General features: G+C 66.1%; 23 protein-coding genes. 13 read left to right on the top strand and 10 right to left on the bottom strand.

All coding sequences use genetic code 11. From position 1 onward, the window contains the following. Positions 1-49 precede the first annotated feature (49 nt). Genes ACFWB0_RS05080 through ACFWB0_RS05065 form a run of 4 tightly spaced genes read left to right on the top strand, consistent with a single transcriptional unit; the run spans position 50 to position 4,596 of the window. Positions 50-1,408 carry an MFS transporter gene (locus ACFWB0_RS05080; RefSeq protein ID WP_378489349.1) on the top strand — a complete coding sequence of 453 codons (1,359 nt, stop codon included), beginning with the start codon at positions 50-52 and terminating at the stop codon, positions 1,406-1,408. Continuing rightward, positions 1,405-1,875, top strand: coding sequence for a type II 3-dehydroquinate dehydratase (gene aroQ / locus ACFWB0_RS05075; RefSeq protein WP_378489348.1), 471 nt, complete (start codon positions 1,405-1,407; stop codon positions 1,873-1,875). Before ACFWB0_RS05080 ends, aroQ begins: the two co-directional genes overlap by 4 nt. After that, entirely contained in the window at positions 1,862-2,746 is an 885-nt protein-coding gene (locus ACFWB0_RS05070; RefSeq protein WP_378489347.1) for a shikimate dehydrogenase, read from the top strand. Before aroQ ends, ACFWB0_RS05070 begins: the two co-directional genes overlap by 14 nt. After that, entirely contained in the window at positions 2,746-4,596 is a 1,851-nt protein-coding gene (locus ACFWB0_RS05065) for a bifunctional sugar phosphate isomerase/epimerase/4-hydroxyphenylpyruvate dioxygenase family protein (protein ID WP_378489346.1), read from the top strand. Before ACFWB0_RS05070 ends, ACFWB0_RS05065 begins: the two co-directional genes overlap by 1 nt. A gap of 7 nt (positions 4,597-4,603) precedes the next feature. Here ACFWB0_RS05065 and ACFWB0_RS05060 read toward each other — a convergent pair whose 3' ends face one another. Further along, on the bottom strand, positions 4,604-5,836 hold the full coding sequence (locus ACFWB0_RS05060; RefSeq protein ID WP_378489345.1) for a CynX/NimT family MFS transporter: 1,233 nt from the start codon (positions 5,834-5,836) through the stop codon (positions 4,604-4,606). 11 nt (positions 5,837-5,847) lie between these two features. On the opposite strand from ACFWB0_RS05060, the gene ACFWB0_RS05055 reads away from it, so the two are divergent. Together ACFWB0_RS05055 and ACFWB0_RS05050 are read left to right on the top strand one after the other, a co-directional pair. Beyond that, on the top strand, positions 5,848-6,513 hold the full coding sequence (locus ACFWB0_RS05055; RefSeq protein ID WP_378489344.1) for a FadR/GntR family transcriptional regulator: 666 nt from the start codon (positions 5,848-5,850) through the stop codon (positions 6,511-6,513). A gap of 33 nt (positions 6,514-6,546) precedes the next feature. Continuing rightward, positions 6,547-7,029 (top strand): Lrp/AsnC family transcriptional regulator, encoded by a 483-nt coding sequence (locus ACFWB0_RS05050; RefSeq protein ID WP_378489343.1) that lies wholly within the window; start codon positions 6,547-6,549, stop codon positions 7,027-7,029. 295 nt (positions 7,030-7,324) lie between these two features. Here the strand turns inward: ACFWB0_RS05050 and ACFWB0_RS05045 are convergent, their stop codons facing one another. The 3 genes from ACFWB0_RS05045 to ACFWB0_RS05035 all read right to left on the bottom strand — a co-directional run bounded on the left by ACFWB0_RS05045 (position 7,325) and on the right by ACFWB0_RS05035 (position 9,787). Then, positions 7,325-8,164: a mycofactocin-coupled SDR family oxidoreductase gene (locus tag ACFWB0_RS05045; RefSeq protein ID WP_378489342.1), complete on the bottom strand. Its 840-nt coding sequence runs from the start codon at positions 8,162-8,164 to the stop codon at positions 7,325-7,327. Between the two features lie 92 nt (positions 8,165-8,256). After that, the gene (locus ACFWB0_RS05040) at positions 8,257-9,540 is read right to left on the bottom strand and encodes a cytochrome P450 (protein ID WP_378489341.1); all 1,284 of its coding nucleotides are present in this window, start codon (positions 9,538-9,540) and stop codon (positions 8,257-8,259) included. A 4-nt stretch (positions 9,541-9,544) separates the two neighbouring features. Further along, complete coding sequence (locus ACFWB0_RS05035) at positions 9,545-9,787, bottom strand: ferredoxin (RefSeq protein WP_378489340.1); 243 nt, start codon at positions 9,785-9,787, stop codon at positions 9,545-9,547. 136 nt (positions 9,788-9,923) lie between these two features. Between ACFWB0_RS05035 and ACFWB0_RS05030 the strand changes: the two genes are divergently transcribed. Then, complete coding sequence (locus ACFWB0_RS05030; RefSeq protein ID WP_378489339.1) at positions 9,924-10,520, top strand: TetR family transcriptional regulator; 597 nt, start codon at positions 9,924-9,926, stop codon at positions 10,518-10,520. A gap of 144 nt (positions 10,521-10,664) precedes the next feature. Further along, on the top strand, positions 10,665-10,868 hold the full coding sequence (locus ACFWB0_RS05025; protein WP_132472693.1) for a cold-shock protein: 204 nt from the start codon (positions 10,665-10,667) through the stop codon (positions 10,866-10,868). 71 nt (positions 10,869-10,939) lie between these two features. Here the strand turns inward: ACFWB0_RS05025 and ACFWB0_RS05020 are convergent, their stop codons facing one another. The 3 genes from ACFWB0_RS05020 to ACFWB0_RS05010 are packed head-to-tail and all read right to left on the bottom strand — an operon-like array spanning position 10,940 to position 13,255. Then, positions 10,940-11,602 (bottom strand): histidine phosphatase family protein, encoded by a 663-nt coding sequence (locus ACFWB0_RS05020; RefSeq protein WP_378489338.1) that lies wholly within the window; start codon positions 11,600-11,602, stop codon positions 10,940-10,942. Beyond that, positions 11,599-12,513 carry a prephenate dehydratase gene (pheA, locus tag ACFWB0_RS05015; protein WP_378489337.1) on the bottom strand — a complete coding sequence of 305 codons (915 nt, stop codon included), beginning with the start codon at positions 12,511-12,513 and terminating at the stop codon, positions 11,599-11,601. The genes ACFWB0_RS05020 and pheA overlap by 4 nt, the downstream gene beginning before the upstream one ends. A gap of 55 nt (positions 12,514-12,568) precedes the next feature. Then, positions 12,569-13,255: a hypothetical protein gene (locus ACFWB0_RS05010; RefSeq protein ID WP_378489336.1), complete on the bottom strand. Its 687-nt coding sequence runs from the start codon at positions 13,253-13,255 to the stop codon at positions 12,569-12,571. Positions 13,256-13,340: 85 nt separating this feature from the next. Between ACFWB0_RS05010 and ACFWB0_RS05005 the strand changes: the two genes are divergently transcribed. From ACFWB0_RS05005 to ACFWB0_RS04985, 5 genes are all read left to right on the top strand, one after another. Continuing rightward, on the top strand, positions 13,341-14,108 hold the full coding sequence (locus ACFWB0_RS05005; protein ID WP_378489335.1) for a DUF2470 domain-containing protein: 768 nt from the start codon (positions 13,341-13,343) through the stop codon (positions 14,106-14,108). Between the two features lie 43 nt (positions 14,109-14,151). After that, entirely contained in the window at positions 14,152-14,958 is an 807-nt protein-coding gene (locus ACFWB0_RS05000) for a CPBP family intramembrane glutamic endopeptidase (RefSeq protein ID WP_378489334.1), read from the top strand. 37 nt (positions 14,959-14,995) lie between these two features. Further along, a complete protein-coding gene (locus ACFWB0_RS04995) occupies positions 14,996-16,360 on the top strand; it encodes an LCP family protein (protein WP_378489333.1) in 1,365 nt (454 codons plus the stop codon). A 32-nt stretch (positions 16,361-16,392) separates the two neighbouring features. Continuing rightward, positions 16,393-16,938, top strand: coding sequence for a ferritin (locus ACFWB0_RS04990; protein WP_378489332.1), 546 nt, complete (start codon positions 16,393-16,395; stop codon positions 16,936-16,938). 169 nt (positions 16,939-17,107) lie between these two features. Then, positions 17,108-17,662: a ferritin gene (locus ACFWB0_RS04985; protein WP_378489331.1), complete on the top strand. Its 555-nt coding sequence runs from the start codon at positions 17,108-17,110 to the stop codon at positions 17,660-17,662. A gap of 84 nt (positions 17,663-17,746) precedes the next feature. Here the strand turns inward: ACFWB0_RS04985 and ACFWB0_RS04980 are convergent, their stop codons facing one another. From ACFWB0_RS04980 to ACFWB0_RS04970, 3 genes are read right to left on the bottom strand one after another with little or no spacing between them, the layout of a single operon-like run. Beyond that, on the bottom strand, positions 17,747-18,661 hold the full coding sequence (locus tag ACFWB0_RS04980; protein WP_378489330.1) for a DUF5926 family protein: 915 nt from the start codon (positions 18,659-18,661) through the stop codon (positions 17,747-17,749). A gap of 9 nt (positions 18,662-18,670) precedes the next feature. Further along, entirely contained in the window at positions 18,671-19,444 is a 774-nt protein-coding gene (locus ACFWB0_RS04975; RefSeq protein ID WP_378489329.1) for a glycerophosphodiester phosphodiesterase, read from the bottom strand. After that, complete coding sequence (locus ACFWB0_RS04970; RefSeq protein ID WP_378489328.1) at positions 19,441-20,454, bottom strand: DUF4328 domain-containing protein; 1,014 nt, start codon at positions 20,452-20,454, stop codon at positions 19,441-19,443. Before ACFWB0_RS04970 ends, ACFWB0_RS04975 begins: the two co-directional genes overlap by 4 nt. Positions 20,455-20,475 lie beyond the last annotated feature (21 nt).

The following is a 20,475-nucleotide window of genomic DNA, read 5'->3' as shown; positions in this document are numbered from 1 at the left end:
CCGTCGAGAACACCGACAATCGATGTAGCAATCCCGAAGGGGCTATCCCATGACAGAAACGACCACCGTGCAGCGCACGCCGCGCAAGGCGGCGTTGGCAGCGTGGAGTGGCAGTGCGCTCGAGTACTACGACCTCGCGATCTACGGCACCGCCGCCGCACTCGTCTTTCCCACCATCTTCTTCCCCGAAGGCAACCAGGCCGTCGCCACCGTCGCGTCCCTCGCCACCTTCGGTGTTGCATACGTCGCCCGGCCGTTCGGCTCGTTCCTGATGGGCCACATCGGCGACCGCTTCGGCCGCAAGCAGATCCTCATCGGCACCCTTCTGCTGATGGGCGTCTCGACGTTCCTCATCGGCTGCCTGCCCACCTACGACCAGGTCGGCATGCTCGCACCGATCCTGCTGGTCACGCTCCGACTGCTCCAAGGCCTCTCGGCCGCGGGCGAACAGGCAGGCGCCAACTCGATGTCGTTCGAGCATGCCCCCGACGACCGGCGCGGATTCTTCACCAGCTGGACGCTCAGCGGCACCCAGGGCGGCCAGGTATTGGCGCCGCTGGTGTTCCTGCCCATCATCGCCCTGCTGTCGGAAGAACAGCTGCACGCATGGGGCTGGCGTATCCCCTTCTGGATCAGCGCTCTGCTCTTGGTCGTCGGGTTCATCATCCGCCGCACCCTCGACGAAACCCCCGAGTTCCACTCCGAGAAGAAGCACGCCGAGGTGCCGCCCGCTCCCCTGGCACTGCTGTTCCGGCACCACTGGCGCGGAGTGCTGCGCGTCTTCTTCGCCTCGTTCATCGCGATGGTCAACACCGTGTTCCAGGTCTTCGCCCTGAACTTCGCGACCTCCGACGAATACGGCATCGGAATCAGCTCGACCACCATGCTGTGGCTCGCGATCGTCGCGAACGTCATCGCGGTGGGCACGATCCCGGTCTGGGCCTCACTGTCCGACCGGGTCGGCCGCAAACCCGTATTCGTCTCCGGGCTCATCGGCACCGCGGTGATGGCCACCGTGTTCCTGTGGTCGATCTCCCTCGGCAATGTCACCCTCGTGCTGATCACCGGCATCCTGCTCGCCGGAATCATCTACAGCATGCCCAACGCGGTGTGGCCCGCCACCTACGCCGAGTACTTCCCCACCAGCGTCCGGCTCTCCGGAATGGCGATCGGCACTCAGTTCGGGTTCGCGCTCGCCGGATTCACTCCCGCCATCGCAGGCGCACTGATGGGCGGCGACGCCGACAACTGGTACCGCGTGGCCCTGTTCGCACTGGGCGCCGTCGTCATCTCGCTGATCGCGGTCCTGTCCGGCCCGAAGGCCACCCACACGGTACTCACTCGCGATCTCGGACAGCGACCCACCGCCGACGCGGGCACCCGCATCCCGGCCGGAGTCGCGGGATGACCGGCCGGCCCATCCTCGCAGTGCTGGGCGGCCCCAACCTCAATCTGCTGGGGCAACGCGAACCCGCGCTCTACGGCACCGCGACCCTCGCAGACCTGGAAGCACTCTGCACCCGGGTGGCCGACGAACTCGGCTACGACATCGACTTCCGGCAGTCCAATCACGAGGGCGACCTGGTCGACTTCGTCCACGAAATCCGCGACACGGCCTCCGGACTCGTGGTCAATGCCGCGGCCTACACCCACACATCGATCGCACTACACGATGCGCTGGTCACCGTGGCCGCGCCGGTCATCGAAGTCCATCTGACCAATGTCCATGCGCGAGAGGAATTCCGACACGTGTCCTACGTCGCTCCTGTCGCGGCCGCCGTCATCGCCGGATTCGGTGCCGCCGGCTACGACTTCGCCCTCCGCCACCTCGCCTCGCTCGACACCCACCGGGAGATCCACCGTGTCCACCAGTAACACCGTGTCCACCAGTAACCCCGACCGCACCTCGTTCCTCCTCGGGCTGGTGGGCGCCGGAATCGGCGGATCGCTCACCCCCGCCATGCAGGAACGAGAAGGACTCGAATCCGGTTTCAACCTGACCTACCGCCTGATCGACGCCGAGAAGATCGGATTCGACGCTACCGATCTTCCCGAAATCCTCTCCTGGGCACAGCGCCTGGGATTCGACGGGCTCAATATCACTCATCCGTTCAAGCAGCACATCATCCCGCTCCTGGACGAACTCTCCGACGATGCCCATGATCTCGGCGCGGTCAACACCGTCGTCTTCCGCGACGGCAAGGCACTCGGCAGGAACACCGATTGGTCCGGCTGGGGGCGCGCATTCCGCCGCAGGCTGCCCAACGCCGTCACCGATCGAGCAGTTCTCGTGGGTGCAGGCGGCGCCGGTGCTGCCGTCGGCTACGCACTCCTCGACCACGGCGCCGCGCATGTGTCGATCATCGACACCGATACGCAGAAGGCCCAGGAGTGCGCGACCCGCCTGGCCAAGCGGTTCGGTGACGACCGGGTCTGCGCAACCGGCGACCTCGCCGGGGCACTCGGCGACGCACAGGGACTCGTCAACGCGACGCCGATCGGCATGACCGGCCACACCGGACTCCCCGTCCCAGCCGACCTCGTACGCGACGACCTGTGGGTATCCGACGTCGTGTACTTCCCACTCGAAACCGAACTCGTCCGGCTCGCGCGGTCACGCGGCTGCCGCGTCGTCCCCGGCGGCGGCATGGCAGTGTTCCAGGCGGTCGGAGCCTTCGAATACTTCACCGGCCGCACACCGGACGCCGAGCGGATGGTGCGTCATTTCGAGGAGCTGAGCCGCTGATGCACAGCAGTCGTATCAGAAAGGGCAGTCGAATCCGAAAGGGCATCGCAACCGTTTCGCTGTCCGGAGTCCTCGACGACAAACTCGATGCCATCGCCGCCGCGGGCTTCGACGGCATCGAAATCTTCGACAACGACCTCGTCGCCTCACCGCTCTCACCACGCGAGGTGGCTCGACGCTGCGCAGATCTCGGACTGTCGATAGACCTGTTCCAGCCGGTACGCGACATCGAAGCCGTTGCCCCCGAGCGCTTCCCTGCGGTCTTGCATCGCGTGCGGCGCAAGCTGGAAGTGATGACCGAGCTCGGGGCAACCGTGTTCCTCGCCTGCTCCAACGCGCTGCCCGACGCCGTCGGCGACGTCGATCTGTCGGCCGAACAGCTGCACGCCGTCGGAGAACTCGCCGCGTCCTTCGGCGTCACCGTCGCCTTCGAGGCGCTGGCATGGGGCCGGCACATCAACCGGGTCGGGCAGGCCTGGACGGCGGTCGAACGTGCCGGCCACCCGGCGATCACACTGGCTGTCGACACGTTCCACATGCTGGCAAGGGGTGACGACGCTGCAGCGCTCACCGGCATCCCCGGCGACCGGATCGGATTCCTGCAGGTTGCGGATGCGCCTGTGCTCGACATGAACGTGCTCGAATGGAGCAGGCATTTCCGGTGCTTCCCGGGGCAGGGCACCCTCGATGTCGCCGGCGTCGTCGCCGCGGTCCTCGAATCCGGGTACACCGGCCCGGTGTCACTGGAGATCTTCAGTGATGTCGTTCGTGAGGCAGACCCGTTCGTGACCGCGCGCGACGGCATGCGGTCGCTCGTCTTCCTCGAAGATCAGCTCGGTGCCCGCCTGTCCGGCGCGCTCCGTGAGACGCTCACCGCCGCTCCGCCCGCGCCGCAGCGCACCGATGTCGCCTTCGTCGAACTCGCAGCGCCCGCCGGCTCCGCCTATGCCGAACTGCTGACGGGTCTCGGCTTTCACATCGAGGGACGGCATCGCAGCAAGCCGGTGGTCCGATGGCGCAACGGCGGCGCAGACGTGGTGCTCAACGAACAACCCGCGGCCGGACCGGCCGCGACCGCGCTGGGGCTCGTCGCACCTCCGGTGTCGGATGTCGCCGAGCGCGCCGCCGCCCTGCTGTGGCCTGCGGTCGACCGCACCCGCGGTGCAGGCGAAGCCGATCTGCCCGGCATCACGTCGCCGTCCGGGTTGCACGTGTTCGTCAGTTCGGAACCCGGAGACGCCGACGATTGGCGCACCGATTTCGTCCCGTCGACCGAGGCTGCGCCGGAGCACGGCTGGCTGGGCCTCGACCACCTCGACGTGACCGTCCCCTCCGATGTACTCAATCAGGAATTGTCCTTCTTCCGAACCCTGTTCGGGCTCGAACCGGAGACTCCCGAGGAGTACATCCAGCCGCAGGGGCGGCTGCGGATCCGCGCGCTCCGAGCGAAGAAGGGAGACCTGCGGGTCGCCCTCAACGTTTCGGAGACCGGAGCGGACGTTCCGCAGCGGCACGGTATCCCGCAGCAGCACGGTATCTCGCAGCTGGCGTTTGCGACGGCCGATGTGGTCGCCGAGGTGAGGCGCGCCCGCGCGAACGGTGTCGAATTCCTGCGGCCGCCGGAGAACTATTACGTCGACCTCGACGCACGGTTCGCCCTCGACACCGCGCTACTCGCCACGTTGCGCGAGCACGGTCTGCTGTACGACCGGGTCGGCGACGGCGAACTGCTGCACGCCTACACGCTTCCCGTGCAGGGTGGATTCCAGGTCGAACTGCTCGAACGGCGCGGTGGTTACGACGGATACGGAGCATCCAACACGCATGTGCGGTTGGCCGCACCGCGGTAAGTCACTGTCAGCGGGGCGCGAGGTCTTCCCCGCACGCTTTTTGCCAACTGTCCTCGAGCACGCGCGGCTTACAGGCCTGGTATCCGCCGGTCACCAGTACGACAACCGCGACGATCAGGAGAGCGAACGACGCCGTCCACCCTGTCGTGGCGTCGTGCAGGATGCCGAACAGTAGCGGGCCGAGGCATGCGACGGCATAGCCCACGCCCTGCGTGAATCCCGACAGCGCGGAGGATCCCGCCTGCGTGCGGGTACGGAGATTGATCAGGGTCAGCGCCATCGGGAAGGTGCTGGGCCCGAGGCCGAGCAGCACGATCCACAGGATGGGCACGCTCATGGGCGCCAGCCACAGCCCTGCGAATCCGACGAGCATGCAGGCCGCACATGCCAGCACAACGGGAAACGGGTTGTACATCCGAGCGCACAGCGTCGGGCCGCCGAATGCACCGACGAGCCCCATCAGCGAGAACAACCCGACCATGGCACCACCGAAAGCGGGGCTCGCGCCCGCGTCGCCGAGGATGTCGGGAATCCACGTGAACATCGAGTAGGTGACCAGTGAGGTCATGCCGAACATTCCGGCCATCCCCCATCCCACCGGCGAACGCCAGACCTGGCCGTGTGTCTGGGGGGTGACCGACGATCGATCTTCCTGTGCGGCGGCCCCGCGGCGTCGGAGCAGGACGACGATCCAGGGCAGTGCCGCAGCGAATCCCATGGCCGCCCAGACACCGAGCGACACGCGCCAGCCGTACGCGTCGGAGAGCGGCACCGCGACGAATGCGGGTGCGATGGTGCCGAGTTGGACGCCGACGATATACACCGAACTCACCACGGCCAGGCGATCCGAGAAGTACCGCTTCACCAGTGGCGGGATGACCACGTTGCCGATACCCATTCCGCCCAGCGCGAGCGCCGACAATGCGAGCAGGACCCACGTGTCGGACACGAGGGCACGCGTCGCCATGCCGACACCGGCCATGAGCATTGCGACCAGCGCCGTCGCTTCGAGACCCCACCGTCGTGCGAGGAACGGGGTGGCGAATCCGAAGAGCGCGAACATCGCGGTCGGCATCATCCCGAACACGCCGACGAGAGTGGACGAGAAGCCCAGTTCGTCGCTGATCGCGGAGGCCAGCGGGCTGAAGGAGGTGACGGCGAGCCGGAGCACGAGTGCGGACATGACGATGGCACAGAAGACGAGCAGACGGCCGCGTAGAAGACTCACTCGACAAATCATAGGATGATGGGATGACATTCGGAGAACCCGTTCGCCGCTCCAGCCTGATCTCGCAGGTCACCGAACATCTGCGCAGCGAAATCTGCAGCGGACGCTGGGCCGTCGGGGAGCGCATTCCCACCGAACCCGAACTTTGTGCACTCACCGGAACGGGCCGCAACACCGTCCGCGAAGCAGTGCAGTCACTCGTGCACACCGGCCTTCTCGAACGCCGTCAGGGTTCCGGCACGTACGTCGTCGCGACCTCCGACATCGGCGGCACTCTCGGCAAGTACTTCGCGACCGCACACGAACGTGACGTGCTCGAACTGCGGCAGACCCTCGACGTCACCGCCGCCGTTCTCGCCGCGCGCAGGCGCACCTCCGACGACGTCGCGCGGCTCGAGAAGCTGCTGGCCGAACGCAACGCCCGATTCGCCGACTCCGACACCGATGCCGCTGTCGAAGCAGACGTCACGCTCCACCGCGCCATTGTCGAGGCCAGCCACAACGCCGTGTACCTCGAGTTCTACGACTCCCTGTTGCCGTCGATCCGGCAGACCGTGGACCGGCATGTCCACGCGACCGGAAACGGCTTCCACGACGAGCACACCGCATTGGTCACCGCTGTGATCGAGGGCGACGAGACCTCCGCGACCACAGCTGCACGGGCCCTTTTCGCCGAAGTGATGAAATGAGGAGTCCATCCGCGTCCACTGGAGGCTGACAGAATGCCGAGCAAAACCGTCGTCGATCCGATCGACGCAAAGATCCTGACTGCGCTCACCGCGGAACCTCGGGCCACTGTCATCGCCCTGGCCGACGCAACCGGGCTGTCTCGAAATACCGTCCAGGCCCGCCTGAGCAAGCTCGAACAGCGGGGCGTTCTTCATTCGTTCGAACGTCGCATCGATCCCTCCGCGCTCGGTTACCCGCTGACGGCCTATATCCTCACCAACGTCGCCCAGCGCAAACTCTCACAGATCGCAGCGGCGCTCGACGGGGTTCCCGAGGTCGTCGAGGTACACGGACTCAGCGGTGTCACAGACCTTCTCGTCCATGTTGTCGCTCGCGATGCCGACGATCTCTACCGCATCGCCGGGCGCATCCTCGACATCGACGGCGTCGAACAGACCACCACATCGCTCGTGATGCGACAATTGCTCGACTACCGGTTGACTCCCCTCTTGGCGCAGATCACCAAAAGCCCCTGAGCCAGGGCCGGATTGGCATTATGCTCACGCCGATCACACCTTCCGCCCTCCTCGCGTGCAGAATGCTGAACTCCTGCTGTGCGGATTGCCGGGCGCCCGAACCGATGTTTGAATCTGTACGCGCGCATCCACCTTCGACCTCGGTGCGGCTTCGGTAGCGACGAAACGCTCCGGCGAGTCTTCGCGCGCCACCTCGGCATCACACCGACGACGTTCCGCCAACGATTCACCACGGCAGGCACCGGGGCCTGACATCCCGCCGAAGCGCGAGCAGGACCCGGCGCCGATTCGGGCGTTACTTGAGTGCGCTTCCCGCGTCGACCGACAGGGTGAGCCCTGTGACGTAACGGGATTCGTCGGACGCCAAGAACAACACCGCATTGCTGATGTCCTCGGGCTCCACCCAGCCGATCGGCAGCACGTGCATGAGCTGCGCAACCACCTTCATATCCTCCGGGCCCGGATTCTCGAGGTCGGGGCGGAACATCTTCATCGCGCCCTCGTTCATGAACATCGGCGTGTTCACGTTCGTGGGGTGAACGGTGTTGACGCGAATGAAGTGCTGTCCCAGTTCGACAGCGAACGAGCGCATCAATCCGACGACGCCGTGCTTCGCGGCGATGTACGGCCCCATATTGGGATGGGCCTTCAATCCGCCCACCGAACTCGTCAGGATGATCGAACCGCCTTGCCCTCCTGCGATCATTTGGGGCACACCGGCTTTCACCGACTTCCACACCCCCGAGAGGTTGATGTCCTGCATTTCCTGCCAGTCGAACTCGTCGGTCTCGTGCAGGGGTGTACCGCCGGTTCCGATTCCGGCGTTGGCCACGATGATGTCGAGTCGACCCAACTGCTCGACGCCTGCGTTCACCGCGGCCTTCACGGCGTCGAAGTCACGGACGTCGGTTTCGAGCGTCACGATCCGACGGTTGAAACCCTTGACCAGCTCGACCGTTTCGGCCATGTCTTCCGGTGTCGCCGGGGCGATCTGCGCGTTCTCCCTGATCGGACCGCAGATATCGAGTGCGATGATGTCCGCGCCTTCCTGCGCGAGCCTCACCGCGTGACTCCGCCCCTGACCACGCGCTGCCCCCGTGACGAGCGCGACCTTTCCTTCAACTCTCCCTGCCATGATCCACCTCTCGCGTTGCGCAACGAGCGTCTGCTCGATGCAGTGTTTCCGCACTGTCCCTATGCTTTTCGCATTACCCCGAGAGGGCCCACCTATTTCAGGATCCGCTCGAACTCGATGTGCAACTCGACTAGACCGCGCAGCAGGAAGGTGGGCTCGTATACGAAGCTCCGGTCGTCCGTCGCCCCGTGCCGGCTCTCGCTGATCCTGATGTCGTCCATCCTGTCGAGAAGTCGGTTCAGGGTTACCTGACCTTCTATCCGAGCGAGCGGTGCACCCGCACACGTGTGCAATCCACGCCCGAACGCGATGTGATCGTGCGAGTTTCTGCGGTCGAGTCTGAACTCGTTCGGATTCTCGAACTTTCGGGGATCTCGGTTCGCTCCGGCGAGGCTCAGCATGACGATCGTTCCCGCAGGGATGTCGACGCCGCCGAGTGTCGTGGTTTTCCGGGCGAGGCGGAAGTCGATCTTCGTCGGGCTGTCGAAACGGAGTGATTCCTCCATGAACGGTTTGATGAGACTGCGGTCCTCGCGCAGCATGTGCTGATACTCTGGCCGTTCACCGAGCACCCGCAGCGCCGAGCTGAGGAGTTTCGTGACCGTTTCCTGGCCGGCGGCAAACAGGAAGGTCGCGGGTCGCACCACCTCGATGAGCTCCGGAGTCGAGCCGTCCGGATACGTCGCTGCAGCCAGACCGCTGAGTATGTCTCCGCGAGGATCACGCCGCCGATCAGCGAGGTAGCCACTGAATCGCTCGTCGAGATACTCCAACGGGTTGATGCCCACCGGCTCGTGATCGAGCGACCCCACCCGGGTGCCGGGACGTTCGCCGGCCCCCAGCGCTCGGCGAAACTCTTCACGGTCCCCCTCCGGAACCCCGAGCAGATCCGTGATGGCCAACGTCGCAAAGGGTTTGGCGTACTCGCCGAGAAACTCACAGCTCCCGTTGTCGATGAATTCGTCGAGCTGCTGATCTGCGAGAGTCCACAGGTACTCCTCGTTCTGCTTCAGCCGCTTCGGAGTGAGGAGTCGACCCAGCAGAGACCGGGCCCGTGTGTGATCGGGGGGATCCATCACCACCATGTGTTCGGAGATCGGAAACAGGTGGCGGTGCGCTTCGATCTGCTCGGTGATGTCGTCGCCTTCAGGCTCGAACGGCAACGGCGGAAACGGACCGCCGATGGCGTTGACCGCCGAGAGCGCGTCGGAGTTCTTGAATCCTTCGACAACCTCCTGATAGCCGGTGACGACCACCACGCCGTAGTTCGGCTCACGGAAGACCGGATTCCGACTTCGGAGGTCGTCGAAATATTCGAAGGGATTCTGCGCAAGCTCTCCGTCGGAGAAGTAGTCGGCTGAGGCGAGATCGGTCATCGGGTCACTGACCTTTCGGTGAACGAGGTGACGCACCACGCGCGCCCTCGGTGATACTGATGGCCTGGCGCGGGCACGCGCCGGCTGCGGAGTGCGCTTTGGACCACAGCGCTTCCGGTGGGTGTTCGTCGCAGGTTGCGACGTCGTCGTCCGGGAGATCGAAGATCTCCGGGGCGATCTCGATACACAGAGCATGGGCTTCGCACATCTCGCGATCGATGCGCAGTCGCTTCGTCGATCCCGTCATCGGGCACTCCCCAGGAATGAGGTCGGGTTCAGACGGCACAACGGACCGCGTCCGCGCGCCGGGGGTAGGCTGAGTAACAACGTTACTGACGAGACGATAACCCCGTTATCCCCATACGGCAAGGAAATTCACGAACATGGAGAACACCGATTCGCCCGGCGCGGTCGATCCGACCCGAGAGCGACTTCTCGTCACCGTCGTCGACCTCCTCGAGAACGAGGGCTACGACGCGGTGCAGCTGCGCGAAGTGGCGCGTCGGGCCCGCACCTCGTTGTCGACCATCTACAAGCGATACGCCACGCGGGAAGAGTTGATCCTCGCCGCGATCGAACACTGGATGAACACGAACTACTCCGGGATCGTCACTCAGAGCCGCGATCCGAACGAGCCCCTGCACCCGGCGATGATGCGGGTGATCCGTGCAATCTTCGAGCCGTGGGAACAGCACCCGGAGATGCTCTTCGCATATTTCCGCGTGCGGTCCGCACCGGGGGGCGACAGCCTGGCCGTGCACGGCTTCGACTCTGTCGTGCCCGTCGGCATGGCAGTTCTGTCCGACGTGGACCCGACATTCGTCGCGGAGGCGACATCGATTCTGTCGAGCGTCATCTACGGTTCGGTGGGACGCTGCCGCGAAGGGCACATCGAGATCACCGACATCGTGCCCACGATCGATCGCACCGTCTACTGGCTCACGACCGGCTATCAGTCGCAACTTCGCGACGAAACCTGAGCCGACTCCACCTCCTCTTTCGGCCCCCGAAGGCCACAAAATACGGTGCGGGGTGTCGCGATCCCGTCAGGGATGGGAGAATGACCTCATCGAGATCGGAACCTCGATGTGAGGGTCCGGATCGAGTGTGTAGGGAGTATCGGTATGGCACAGGGCATCGTCAAGTGGTTCAACGGCGAAAAGGGCTTCGGATTCATCGCACCCGACGACGGAACCCCCGACGTTTTCGTCCACTTCTCCGAGATCGCGGGCAGCGGCTTCAAGTCGCTCGATGAGAATCAGCGCGTGGAGTTCGAGGTCGGCCAGGGTCAGAAGGGCCCGCAGGCCACCAACGTCCGCACTGTCTGACCAGTGTGACGTCAGGGGCCGTATCCAGTGGATACGGCCCCATGCTTTTCCTCACGTCGTAGCGCTCCGGCTCACCCCATCGGGTCGTCGGCTCCCGCACGGGCGGTGTCGCGGAACGGTGCGTGCACCGCCGCCCACCGCACGCACTCCCACCCGCCGCCGGGTATCGGCACCAGTTCGACGGTGTCGGTGTTGGCCAGGTGGTTACCACTCGCGAAGCCACCGGGCACCTTGCCGAGGTACGACGCGACCAGACGGATCGCAGCGCCGTGGCTGACCACCACGATGTCGCCCGACCCGGCCTCGAGGTAGTCGGCGCGCAGCTCGTCGAGCACCGGCACGAACCGGTCGAGGACATCGAATGCGGTCTCACCGCCGGGCACCCGCGCACGTAGATCGCCGTCGTGCCATGCCTGGTAGACCTTCACGAACATGGCGTGCGACTCGTCGTCGACGCGGTCCTCGAGTTCGCCGACCTGCACCTCGTGCAGCCCGTCACGCACCGACGCCTGCAGGCCCACCGGATCCTGCGCGTGCTGCGCGGTCTGCTTGGCGCGAATGGCCTGCGACGACACGAGCAGCGTCGGCGCGCGCTCGATGAGGTTCTTCCCGAGCGTCTGTGCCTGCGCGACACCCAGTTCGGTCAGTTCCGCGCCGGGCAGCTTCGTGTCGAGCCGCTTCTCCACATTCGCCACCGTCTGGCCGTGCCGGGCCAGAATCAATCTCCCGTTCAACTGCTTTCCTCTCCGCGCCGCAACCGCTCCAGCCACTGTGCATCGTCGTCGTCCGACACCGGGGCGACGCCCGGCTCGGACACTGCCGCCCACGAACCGAGGAACCGCACCTGGGCGAAACGGTGAAGTGCCTTGAGGGCTTCCGCGACGAGTGCGTCGTCGATGTGCCCCACACAGTCCAAATGGAAGAAATAGGTGCCGTATTCCATACGAGTGGGGCGCGACTCGATCCGGGTGAGGTCGATGCCCCGGGTCGCGAACTCCGTCATCGCCCGAACCAGCGACCCCGGCTCGTGAGGGAGCTGCAGGATCACCGACGTGCGATCGCGACCGGTGCGCTTCGGAACCGAGACCGGGCGGGTGACGAGGACGAAACGTGTGCGGGCTCCGGCAAAGTCCGCGACACCGTCCGCCAAGACCTCGAGCCCCAGCCGTTCACCGGCGAGCGCGGTCGACACTCCGGCGTCGACTTTGCCCGCCTCCACATCCTCGGCGGCACCCGCATTGGACGATGCCGCCACGATCGTTGCGTTCGGCAGCGTGTCGCCGATCCACTGCCGGACCTGTGCCGCCGCCACCGGATATGCGCCGATCGTCGCGATCGTGTCGATCGTCACCCCGGAGCGCACCACCACCGTGAACGCGATGTCGAGCTCGGTCTCGGCCACGATCTGCAGGCGAGGCCCGAGTGCGAGCGCATCCATCGTCGGAGGCACCGACCCTTCGACGGAACTCTCGATGGGAACGACCGCGGCGTCCACCTCACCGTCGCGCAGCAACTGCAGCGTGGCGGGCGGACTTGCGGCAGCAACACGCTCGACTGGCGCGTCGAAGGCACCGAGGTCCTCGAAACGGGCCAGGGCCATTTCGGTGAAAGTTCCGGTCGGGCCGAAATACGCGATACGGGGCACGGCTCCCAGGTTACGCATCGCCCGTTGCCGGAATGCGTCGGAAAAGTGAACCGTCTCAGTTCACGGCGAGGCCCAGCTCTCGCAGCCCGTCGATCACGGCGGCAGTGTCGTCGACCTCGACGGCAAGGAGAATTTCGCGCAATGCTTCAGCGGCCTCGGGGATCAATCGGCCGAGGCGGCCGGCGTCGGGTTCGGCCATGGCGTCTCGTACGTCGAATCCGCTCAGCGCTGCTGCCGTGCCGGAGAGCAGTGCAAGCACATCGGACGCTGTGTCGGCACGGGCGACGAACCCGGTCTCGGAGTGCGCGAGCACGGCGAGGAAATCGGCCACGGCGCCCGGACCGTGACCGGTCGGCAGCCCGGGAATGTGTCCGGCTTCGGTGAGCGCGCGGGCCGTGTCGGCGAGAGCCGGGTCGTCGACCTGCACATAGACCGCCAGCGGCGCGGGAGCGGTGAAAGCAAGTACGTCGTCCAGGTCGTCGAGGTCGCAGTCGAGCTGGTAGCGAACGGGTCGCCAGCCGGCGGCCGACGGCGCTGCGGCAGAGGCGTCGAGTTCGACGACGACGTCGCGACCGGGTGCCTCCGTGACCGCGGCCGCGGGGACGATCGGCGCTGCCAGTGCCTTTCCGGATGCGGCGAGCGCGGGACCCACGACCTCGTACCGACGGGAGAGCAGCGCGTCGAGCAGACCGCGTGGCTCGTTCCGCGAGGGCGGCATTCCGAGGGGCAGTGGGATGGACACGTCTTCCAGGCTAACGCTGGTACCCCTTGCGACCAGCGTCACAATGACTTAGGTTTGCCTCACCTACATGAGAAGGAGGGTCCGCATGCAGACCACCACGACCGACATCCCGGCGCCGACCACGGCGGAACGCGTGCGTACCGCTCTCATCCGCGCCGACACCACCTGCCTGGCAATCGACGGTTGCGACCCGCTCTCGACGACCGTCCACTTCCTGCAGGAGGACGACACCATCGCGATCGTCGTGCCCGCCGAGACCGCAGCGGTCGCACTCGCTTGGCAGTCCGGAGCCGCAGGCCTCCCCGCCATGCTCGAGCTGACCGACCACTCGCCCCTGAATCTGCGCAACCCCGTCCGGTCGCTGATCTGGCTCAGCGGAAACCTGTTCCCCGTCGACGAACCACGACAGATCGCCGCCGACGTCGCCGAGATCCTTCCGCACCCCGAGCTCCTCGACGTCGGCCACGGCTCCGAGCTGCTGATCCTGCGACTCACCTCCGTGGTCGCCGCCGACACCACCGGCGCCGAATCCGTCGACCTTCCGGACGTCTTCGACGCCGCCCCCGACCCCTTCGCGACCTACGAGACCGCGTGGCTCGAACACCTCGAACAGGATCACGCCGACATCGTCGCCCGCATCGCACGGCGGATTCCGGCGTCCGCACGCACCGGCCGAATCCGGCCGCTCGGCCTCGACCGGTACGGGCTGCGCCTGCGCATCGAATCCGGCGACGGCGACCACGACGTCCGCATCCCGTTCCACGAACCGGTCGAGGAACCGTCCGGATTGGGCAAGGCACTGCGCCTGCTCGTCGGATGCCCATTCATGAACGGAATGCGCGCCACGCACTGATCGCACGACCGGCTTCACAGAGCGCTCGGGCACAATCGCTCCGGTGACGACGATCCGCACCTGGCTCACTCCACCCCGCCAGAATCCCCGCACACCGCTCGACGCCGCCGAACGACGGGCACTGTGGATCGAGATAGCGATCGTCCTGCTCGTCACCTTCGGGCTCAGCGGAGTGTCGTCGATCCTGTCGCTGCTCGAAGCTGCCCTCGCACCGGAGCCACTGTCCGATCAGACGGTCGCGCTGAATGCCCCGCGGTCGTCGCAGGAGTTCATCGACCTCTCGCGTCAACTCCTCGGCGTCATCCGTCTGTTCGCCTGGGCCGGACTCGGCCTCTATCTCCTGTGGCGCAGCGGCTACGGACCGAAGATCGTCGGCTTCGCGCGTCCACTGTTCCGGCGCGACTGGTTGCCTGGCGCCGGGCTCGCCGCGCTCATCGGATTACCGGGCCTCGGGCTGTACCTCGTGGCGCGTGCCGTCGGACTCAACCTCAACGTGGCGCCGAGCATCCTCGCCGACTACTGGTGGCGCCTGCCCACCGAGGTGCTGTGGGCCATCGCCAATTCCGGTGCCGAAGAAATACTCGTGGTGGCCTATCTGATCACGCGGCTGCGGCAACTCGGGTGGTCGGAGAACGGCTCGCTGTGGGCGTCGGCACTGCTCCGCGGCAGCTACCACCTCTACCAGGGCCTCGGGGGCGGCTTCGGCAACGTCATCATGGGCCTGGTGTTCGGCCGGTACTGGCAACGCACCTCGAAACTGTGGCCCCTCGTGATTGCGCACGCGCTGATCGACTGCGTCGCGTTCATCGGATACCAAGCGCTGGGGGGGCACGTCTCGTGGTTACCGTGAACATGCAGTCGACTGCACTGAACGTACAGTTGCTCGGGTGAACGGCGACCAACCCGATCCTCGGAACCGGCCGCGCCCACCCCAGGGGCCGCCACCGCGCCGGCAACCGCCGATGCGCCCACCCGTTCCACCTCGCGCCGCGCCCCCACCTCCGGAAGGTAATCAGATCATCCGGCGCAACCCGGCCGCGCCGCCGCGGGCGTGGTCGCAGACACCCGGGCCCGAGCAGCGCGTCGCGCCTGCACCGACCCGCAGGCAACCACCTCCACAGCAGCCACCACCGAGCAGGCAGCCCCGCCGGCAACCGCCGCCGCAACAGCACCAGCCGCGGCAGCGACCCGAGCCCGTCGTCGAGAAGCGACGTACCGCGACTGCGCCACCCCCCGCTCCCCCGCGTCGTCGCCGGCCGCCGGTCGCCGAACCCGAACCGCGTCGCAGACGACCCGGCGGAGTCCGACGGGCAATGCGCCGCGTGGGCGCGCTGCTCGCCGTCCTGCTGATCGCCGCGGTCGCGGGTGTCGTCTACTTCGACGGCAAACTCGACCGGATCGACGCGCTCGCCGACTACGAGGGCCGTGTCGGCGACACTCCCGGAACCAATTTCTTGCTGGTCGGCTCCGACAGCCGCATCGGGCTGACCCCCGAACAGGAACAGGAACTCGCCACCGGCGGCGACGTCGGCCCCGATCGCACCGACACGATCCTGCTCGTCCACGTCCCCAGCGGGGGTGGCGCGACCACGATGGTGAGCCTGCCCCGCGACTCGTACGTCCCCGTTCCCGGCTTCGGACAGGACAAGCTCAACGCTTCGTTCGCGCTCGGTGGGCCGCAACTACTCGTCCAAACGGTCGAAGGAGCGACGGGAATCCACATCGATCACTACACCGAGATCGGCTTCAGTGGATTCGCGTCGATAGTCGATGCGGTCGGTGGTGTCGACATCTGCGTCCCGTACCCGATCGACGACCCCCTCGCAGGTCTGAACCTCGAGGCGGGCTGCCAGGAACTGAACGGGGCGCAGTCGCTCGGGTTCGTGCGCACCCGAGCGACACCGCTTGCCGACCTCGACCGGATGAACAACCAGCGGTTGTTCATGTCGGCGTTGCTGGGCAAGGCGACCAGCCCCACCACCTTCCTCAATCCGTTCCGGCTGTGGCCGCTCGTATCGGGGGCGGCGGGCTCGGTGCGCGTCGACGAAGGCGATCATCTGTGGGACCTCGGCCGGCTCGCGTGGGCGATGCGCGGCCAGACAGTGACCGCGACAGTCCCGGTCGGTGGATTCGAGGACGTTTACGGGGTCGGTAATGTGCTGCTGTGGGATCGGGAGCGCGCACTCCAGTTCTTCGGCGCGCTCGAACAGGACCAGCAGATCCCGGCAGAGCTTCTCGCACCCGCGCCCTGACCGTTTTCCCGGCCACCGTCTAACGTGTGATCATGGGCACATCCGAACGACCCACGACTCGTTTTCACATCCTGTTGCAGAGCGAGATCGGGAATTTCTTCGACGTGTCGTACCAGCACATGGCGATCGCCGTACATTTCGACAACCTCGATCTGCCCCATCTGGCCGCCCATTTCTACTCGGAGGCGAAAGAGAAACATCGCAATGCGCTGATGGTGATCCGCTATTTCGTCGACCGGAACATATCGGTGGAACTACCTGCGGTCGGTGCCGCCGTGTCGGGATTCAGCGACGTCCACGCACCCATCTCGCTCGCGCTCGAGAACGAGAAGCGGCTCACAGACGAGATCGTCGAGCTTGCCCGGACGGCCCGCGAAGAGGGCGACTACCTGGGAGAACAGTTCGTGCAGTGGTTCCTGCAGGAGCAGGTGGACGAGGTCGCGACGATGAACACCCTCGCAACCACCGCACGCCGGGCCGGCGACAACCTCTTCCAGCTCGAGACGTTCGTGGAGCGCGAACTCAGCGAGGCGCCGGAGAGGGCGGGCGCCCCTCCACTGCCCCACGGAATGGTCTAGATTCCTCTTACAGTGGTCGTCGAAAAACCATCGAATTCGATGCCCCGGTCACCCCGGATGATCTTGGGTTAGCCAATCCTCAAATGGCCCAGCTTAGGCAATACTCCGATAAATCAGTCTAGCCAAAGCTTGGATGTAATTAACCTTGACCTGCATTAACGTCGTCGACATGACAACAATGGGCGAATCACGCAGCACCAAATTCCATTCGCTTCTGCACGACCAGATTCGCAACGAATTCAATGCATCGCATCAGTACATCGCGATCGCGATCTTCTACGACAACGCTGATCTCCCGCAGCTCGCGAAGCACTTCTACGCGCAGGCGGTCGAAGAACGCAACCACGCCATGATGATCGTCCAGTACTTCCTCGACCGCGACATCGCCGTCGACCTCACCGGTGTCGACGCCTGCCAGTCGATGTTCGAGAGCGCCCGCGAGCCGATCGCACTGGCCCTCGAACAGGAGAAGGCCGTGACCGAGCAGATCGTCGAGCTCGCCCGCACCGCGCGCGATGAAGGTGACTACCTGGGCGAGCAGTTCATGCAGTGGTTCCTGCAGGAGCAGGTCGAGGAGGTCGCGACCGTGACCACGCTGCTGACTGTCGCCGATCGTGCAGGCGAGAACCTCTTCAACCTCGAGGACTTCGTCGCACGCGAGTTCAACTCGAAGACCGAGGCGCGGGGCGGAAACGCTCCGCTGGCCGCAGGCGGCAGCATCTAGCCAGCCCCGCTGCCCCCGAGCGAATGGCACACCGGCTCGCCTCAGGCGATCGGGTGTGCCATTCGCTTGTCAGAAGGTGGCCGGTCAGCGCAGAGTGACCTGGCGGCTGCGCAGGCCGTCGCGGGAGCCTCGCTCGGCGACGGTGAGCGGCGACTCGTCGGCCAGCGCCGCATCGAGTCGGGCGCCGAGTTCGCGGGTCGCCGCGACCCATTCGTCGGGATGCTTCTCACGATCGAGGTCGAACACGGGCACCAGCAGGCCGTGCGTGCGGAACGAGCCCGCGAACCGCGACCCCTCACCGAGGTGCAGTCCACCGGCAGCGTGCACGCGCGACAGCGCCGTCATCAGTGCGTCCTCGTCCTCCGGACGAATCCAGCGCAGGTGCGCCTTCTCTCCGGTATCGACCCACCACGCCGCAACCAGATTCTCGCCGTCGAGACGAGCCGAGGGCATCACGGCAGCGTTGGCCTGCTGCAGCGTCTGCGCGACATCGGGCGCGGCCTCGACACCTTCCGGGATCCACCACTGGAAATCCTGGTGCACGGTGATCGAGGGAAGCTCGTCGGCTACGAGCAGATCCTGTAGGCGTGGCGAGTCCGCGGTCGGCTCCGACACCTTCAACGACGTCCCGGGCTCCGCGGTGAGGGCCCATTCGACTGCCGCGCCGAGTTCCCCGGCGGGATCGGGACCGAAGGTCGCCAATTGCAGCCCGACGTATCCGACGACCTCGTCGCCTTCCTCGCGCGCGAGTGCCGCGACACCGCCCGGGAGGATGGTCGCGCCGACCACTCGGCGTCCGCCACCCGCGACCGGAAGGTCGACGAGCGCGGACGGCACGAACTCCCGCAACGCCACGAGGTCGAGTTCGAGAGCGAGGCCCTCGAACGGTCGGGACGACGCGCCGGACGCCGCTTCCCGTTCGAGCCTGCGCTGCTCGAGCTTGGCCGCGCGATTGCTGCCGGGCTTGGGTCCGCTGTTTCTCTTGCTCTTCTTCGCCACGGCGCAAAACTACACGCCGGGCACTGCGTCGAGTTGAGCCTTGGTACGCCCGGGGTGATTGGTGGCCACCCAGCCGACACCAAGTGTGCGGCACAACTCGATGTCCGCGGGCTCGTCGACCGTCCAGCAGTACGTCGCCCGACCAGCAAGGGCGGCCTTGTCGACGAGATCCCGATGCTCACGCAACGTCGCGACGGAGGGGCCGATCGCGGTGGCGCCGACGGTGGTGGCTGCGCTCCCACCGAGGTAGCGGGATGTTTCTCCCAGCAAGACCGTGGGCAGTAGCGGTGCCTGCCTGCGGATCCGCCAGACAGCGGACGCCGCGAACGACATCACCACAACCCGGGAGAAGTCCGCCGACGGGGGCGTCGCCAATCCGAACCTCGAAAGTTCGGCAAGCAGCTTCGTCTCGACCAGCGCGCCGTACCGCACCGGGTGCTTGGTTTCGACGAACAACTTCACCGGCACAGTCGTGAAGTCCATCATCAGTTCGATCAGTTGACGCAGGGTGAGCAGACTCGCAGGCTCTCCCGGCCTCCCGTAGTCGAATTCGGACAGTTCCGCGAGCGTCATCTCGCTCACGACACCGGTCCCCGTCGAGGTCCGGTCGATCGTGCGGTCGTGAACGCACACGAGGTGACCATCCCGGGTCAGACGCACGTCGCATTCGAGACCGTCGGCGCCTTCCTCGAGCGCAAGTTCGTACGCGGCGAGAGTGTGTTCCGCCTTGGCTGCGGACGAACCGCGGTGGGCGACGACGCGGGGCACGGCGAACTCGGTCACGATGTCACCGCCGGAGTCCGTTCCGCGTCGGTCTCCCGTTCCTCCTGAACAGGCTCGGCTTTCGGCACGGGCACGATCTCGGCGATCGGTGCATACGCGGGCCCGGTGGCCGTGGTGTACCTGGGGTGTTCGAGGGGCCGGCCCCACAGGTCGGTGCCGTCGAACAAGCGCAGGATGTGCAGTGTCGCCACAGCGACCACCGCGGCGAGGGCGGCGACGGCAGCGGTCAACAGCACCGCGTCGGCCTTGGCCTGGAGCGCGTCTCGCTGACGCCAGAACAGGACGAACACGAACAGCACCGCATTCGAGACGATCAGCAGCCACCAGATCCGGACCGCTCGCAGGATCCGCGGGTTGTCGTCGGCGATCTCGGTGAGAAACACGCCGGGCAGAGCAAGATTGACGCCGGGCACCACCGCGCCGAACAAGACCGATCCCGGTGAGCGCGGATCGGAGGTGCCTCGCTCGGCGAACACGTGCCGACGGACCTCGATCAGGCGTAGACCCGACGCGACCGCGGCAGCGAGCGCGACGAGCGGACCGACGATCTGAGTGGCCCACACAGCCGAGTCGGACAGGGCAAGGACGATCGGTTCGATCAGCCGCGTGCGGTTGACGAGAAGCACTACATACCGGACCAGTTCGGCGACGGCTGCGAGCCCGAACACGGCCGCGGTTCCGGCCAGCAGCGTGGGAGCCAAGCCGGCGAGAGTCTCCGCTCGGGTCGGTTCCTCGTCGTGCGATCGCGGGCGGTCGAGCAGTCCCCACCGCGGCATCTCGGCGTACTCGGGGGTCGCCGTGGACTGCGGGGCGCGGGGCGCCGGGCCGTTCTCGGGATCGCGCTGCGGTGATCGGACGACCCACCGGAAGTTCCGTCTGTTCGGAGGAACCGCCACGTGGGAGTCGACGGGTGAGAGCAGCAACCCGCGGCACGACGGGCACCACTGTCGTGCCTGGTACGACACCGGCCAGCGACTCTCGCAACGAACGCAGATCTGATATGCGGTCATCAAAAGATCTCTGCCGGGTCG

Source organism: Rhodococcus sp. NPDC060086, from assembly GCF_042730275.1.
Taxonomy (GTDB): domain Bacteria; phylum Actinomycetota; class Actinomycetes; order Mycobacteriales; family Mycobacteriaceae; genus Rhodococcus.
Note: the sequence above shows the minus strand (reverse complement) of the source record. Positions and strands in the feature narration are given on the sequence as shown.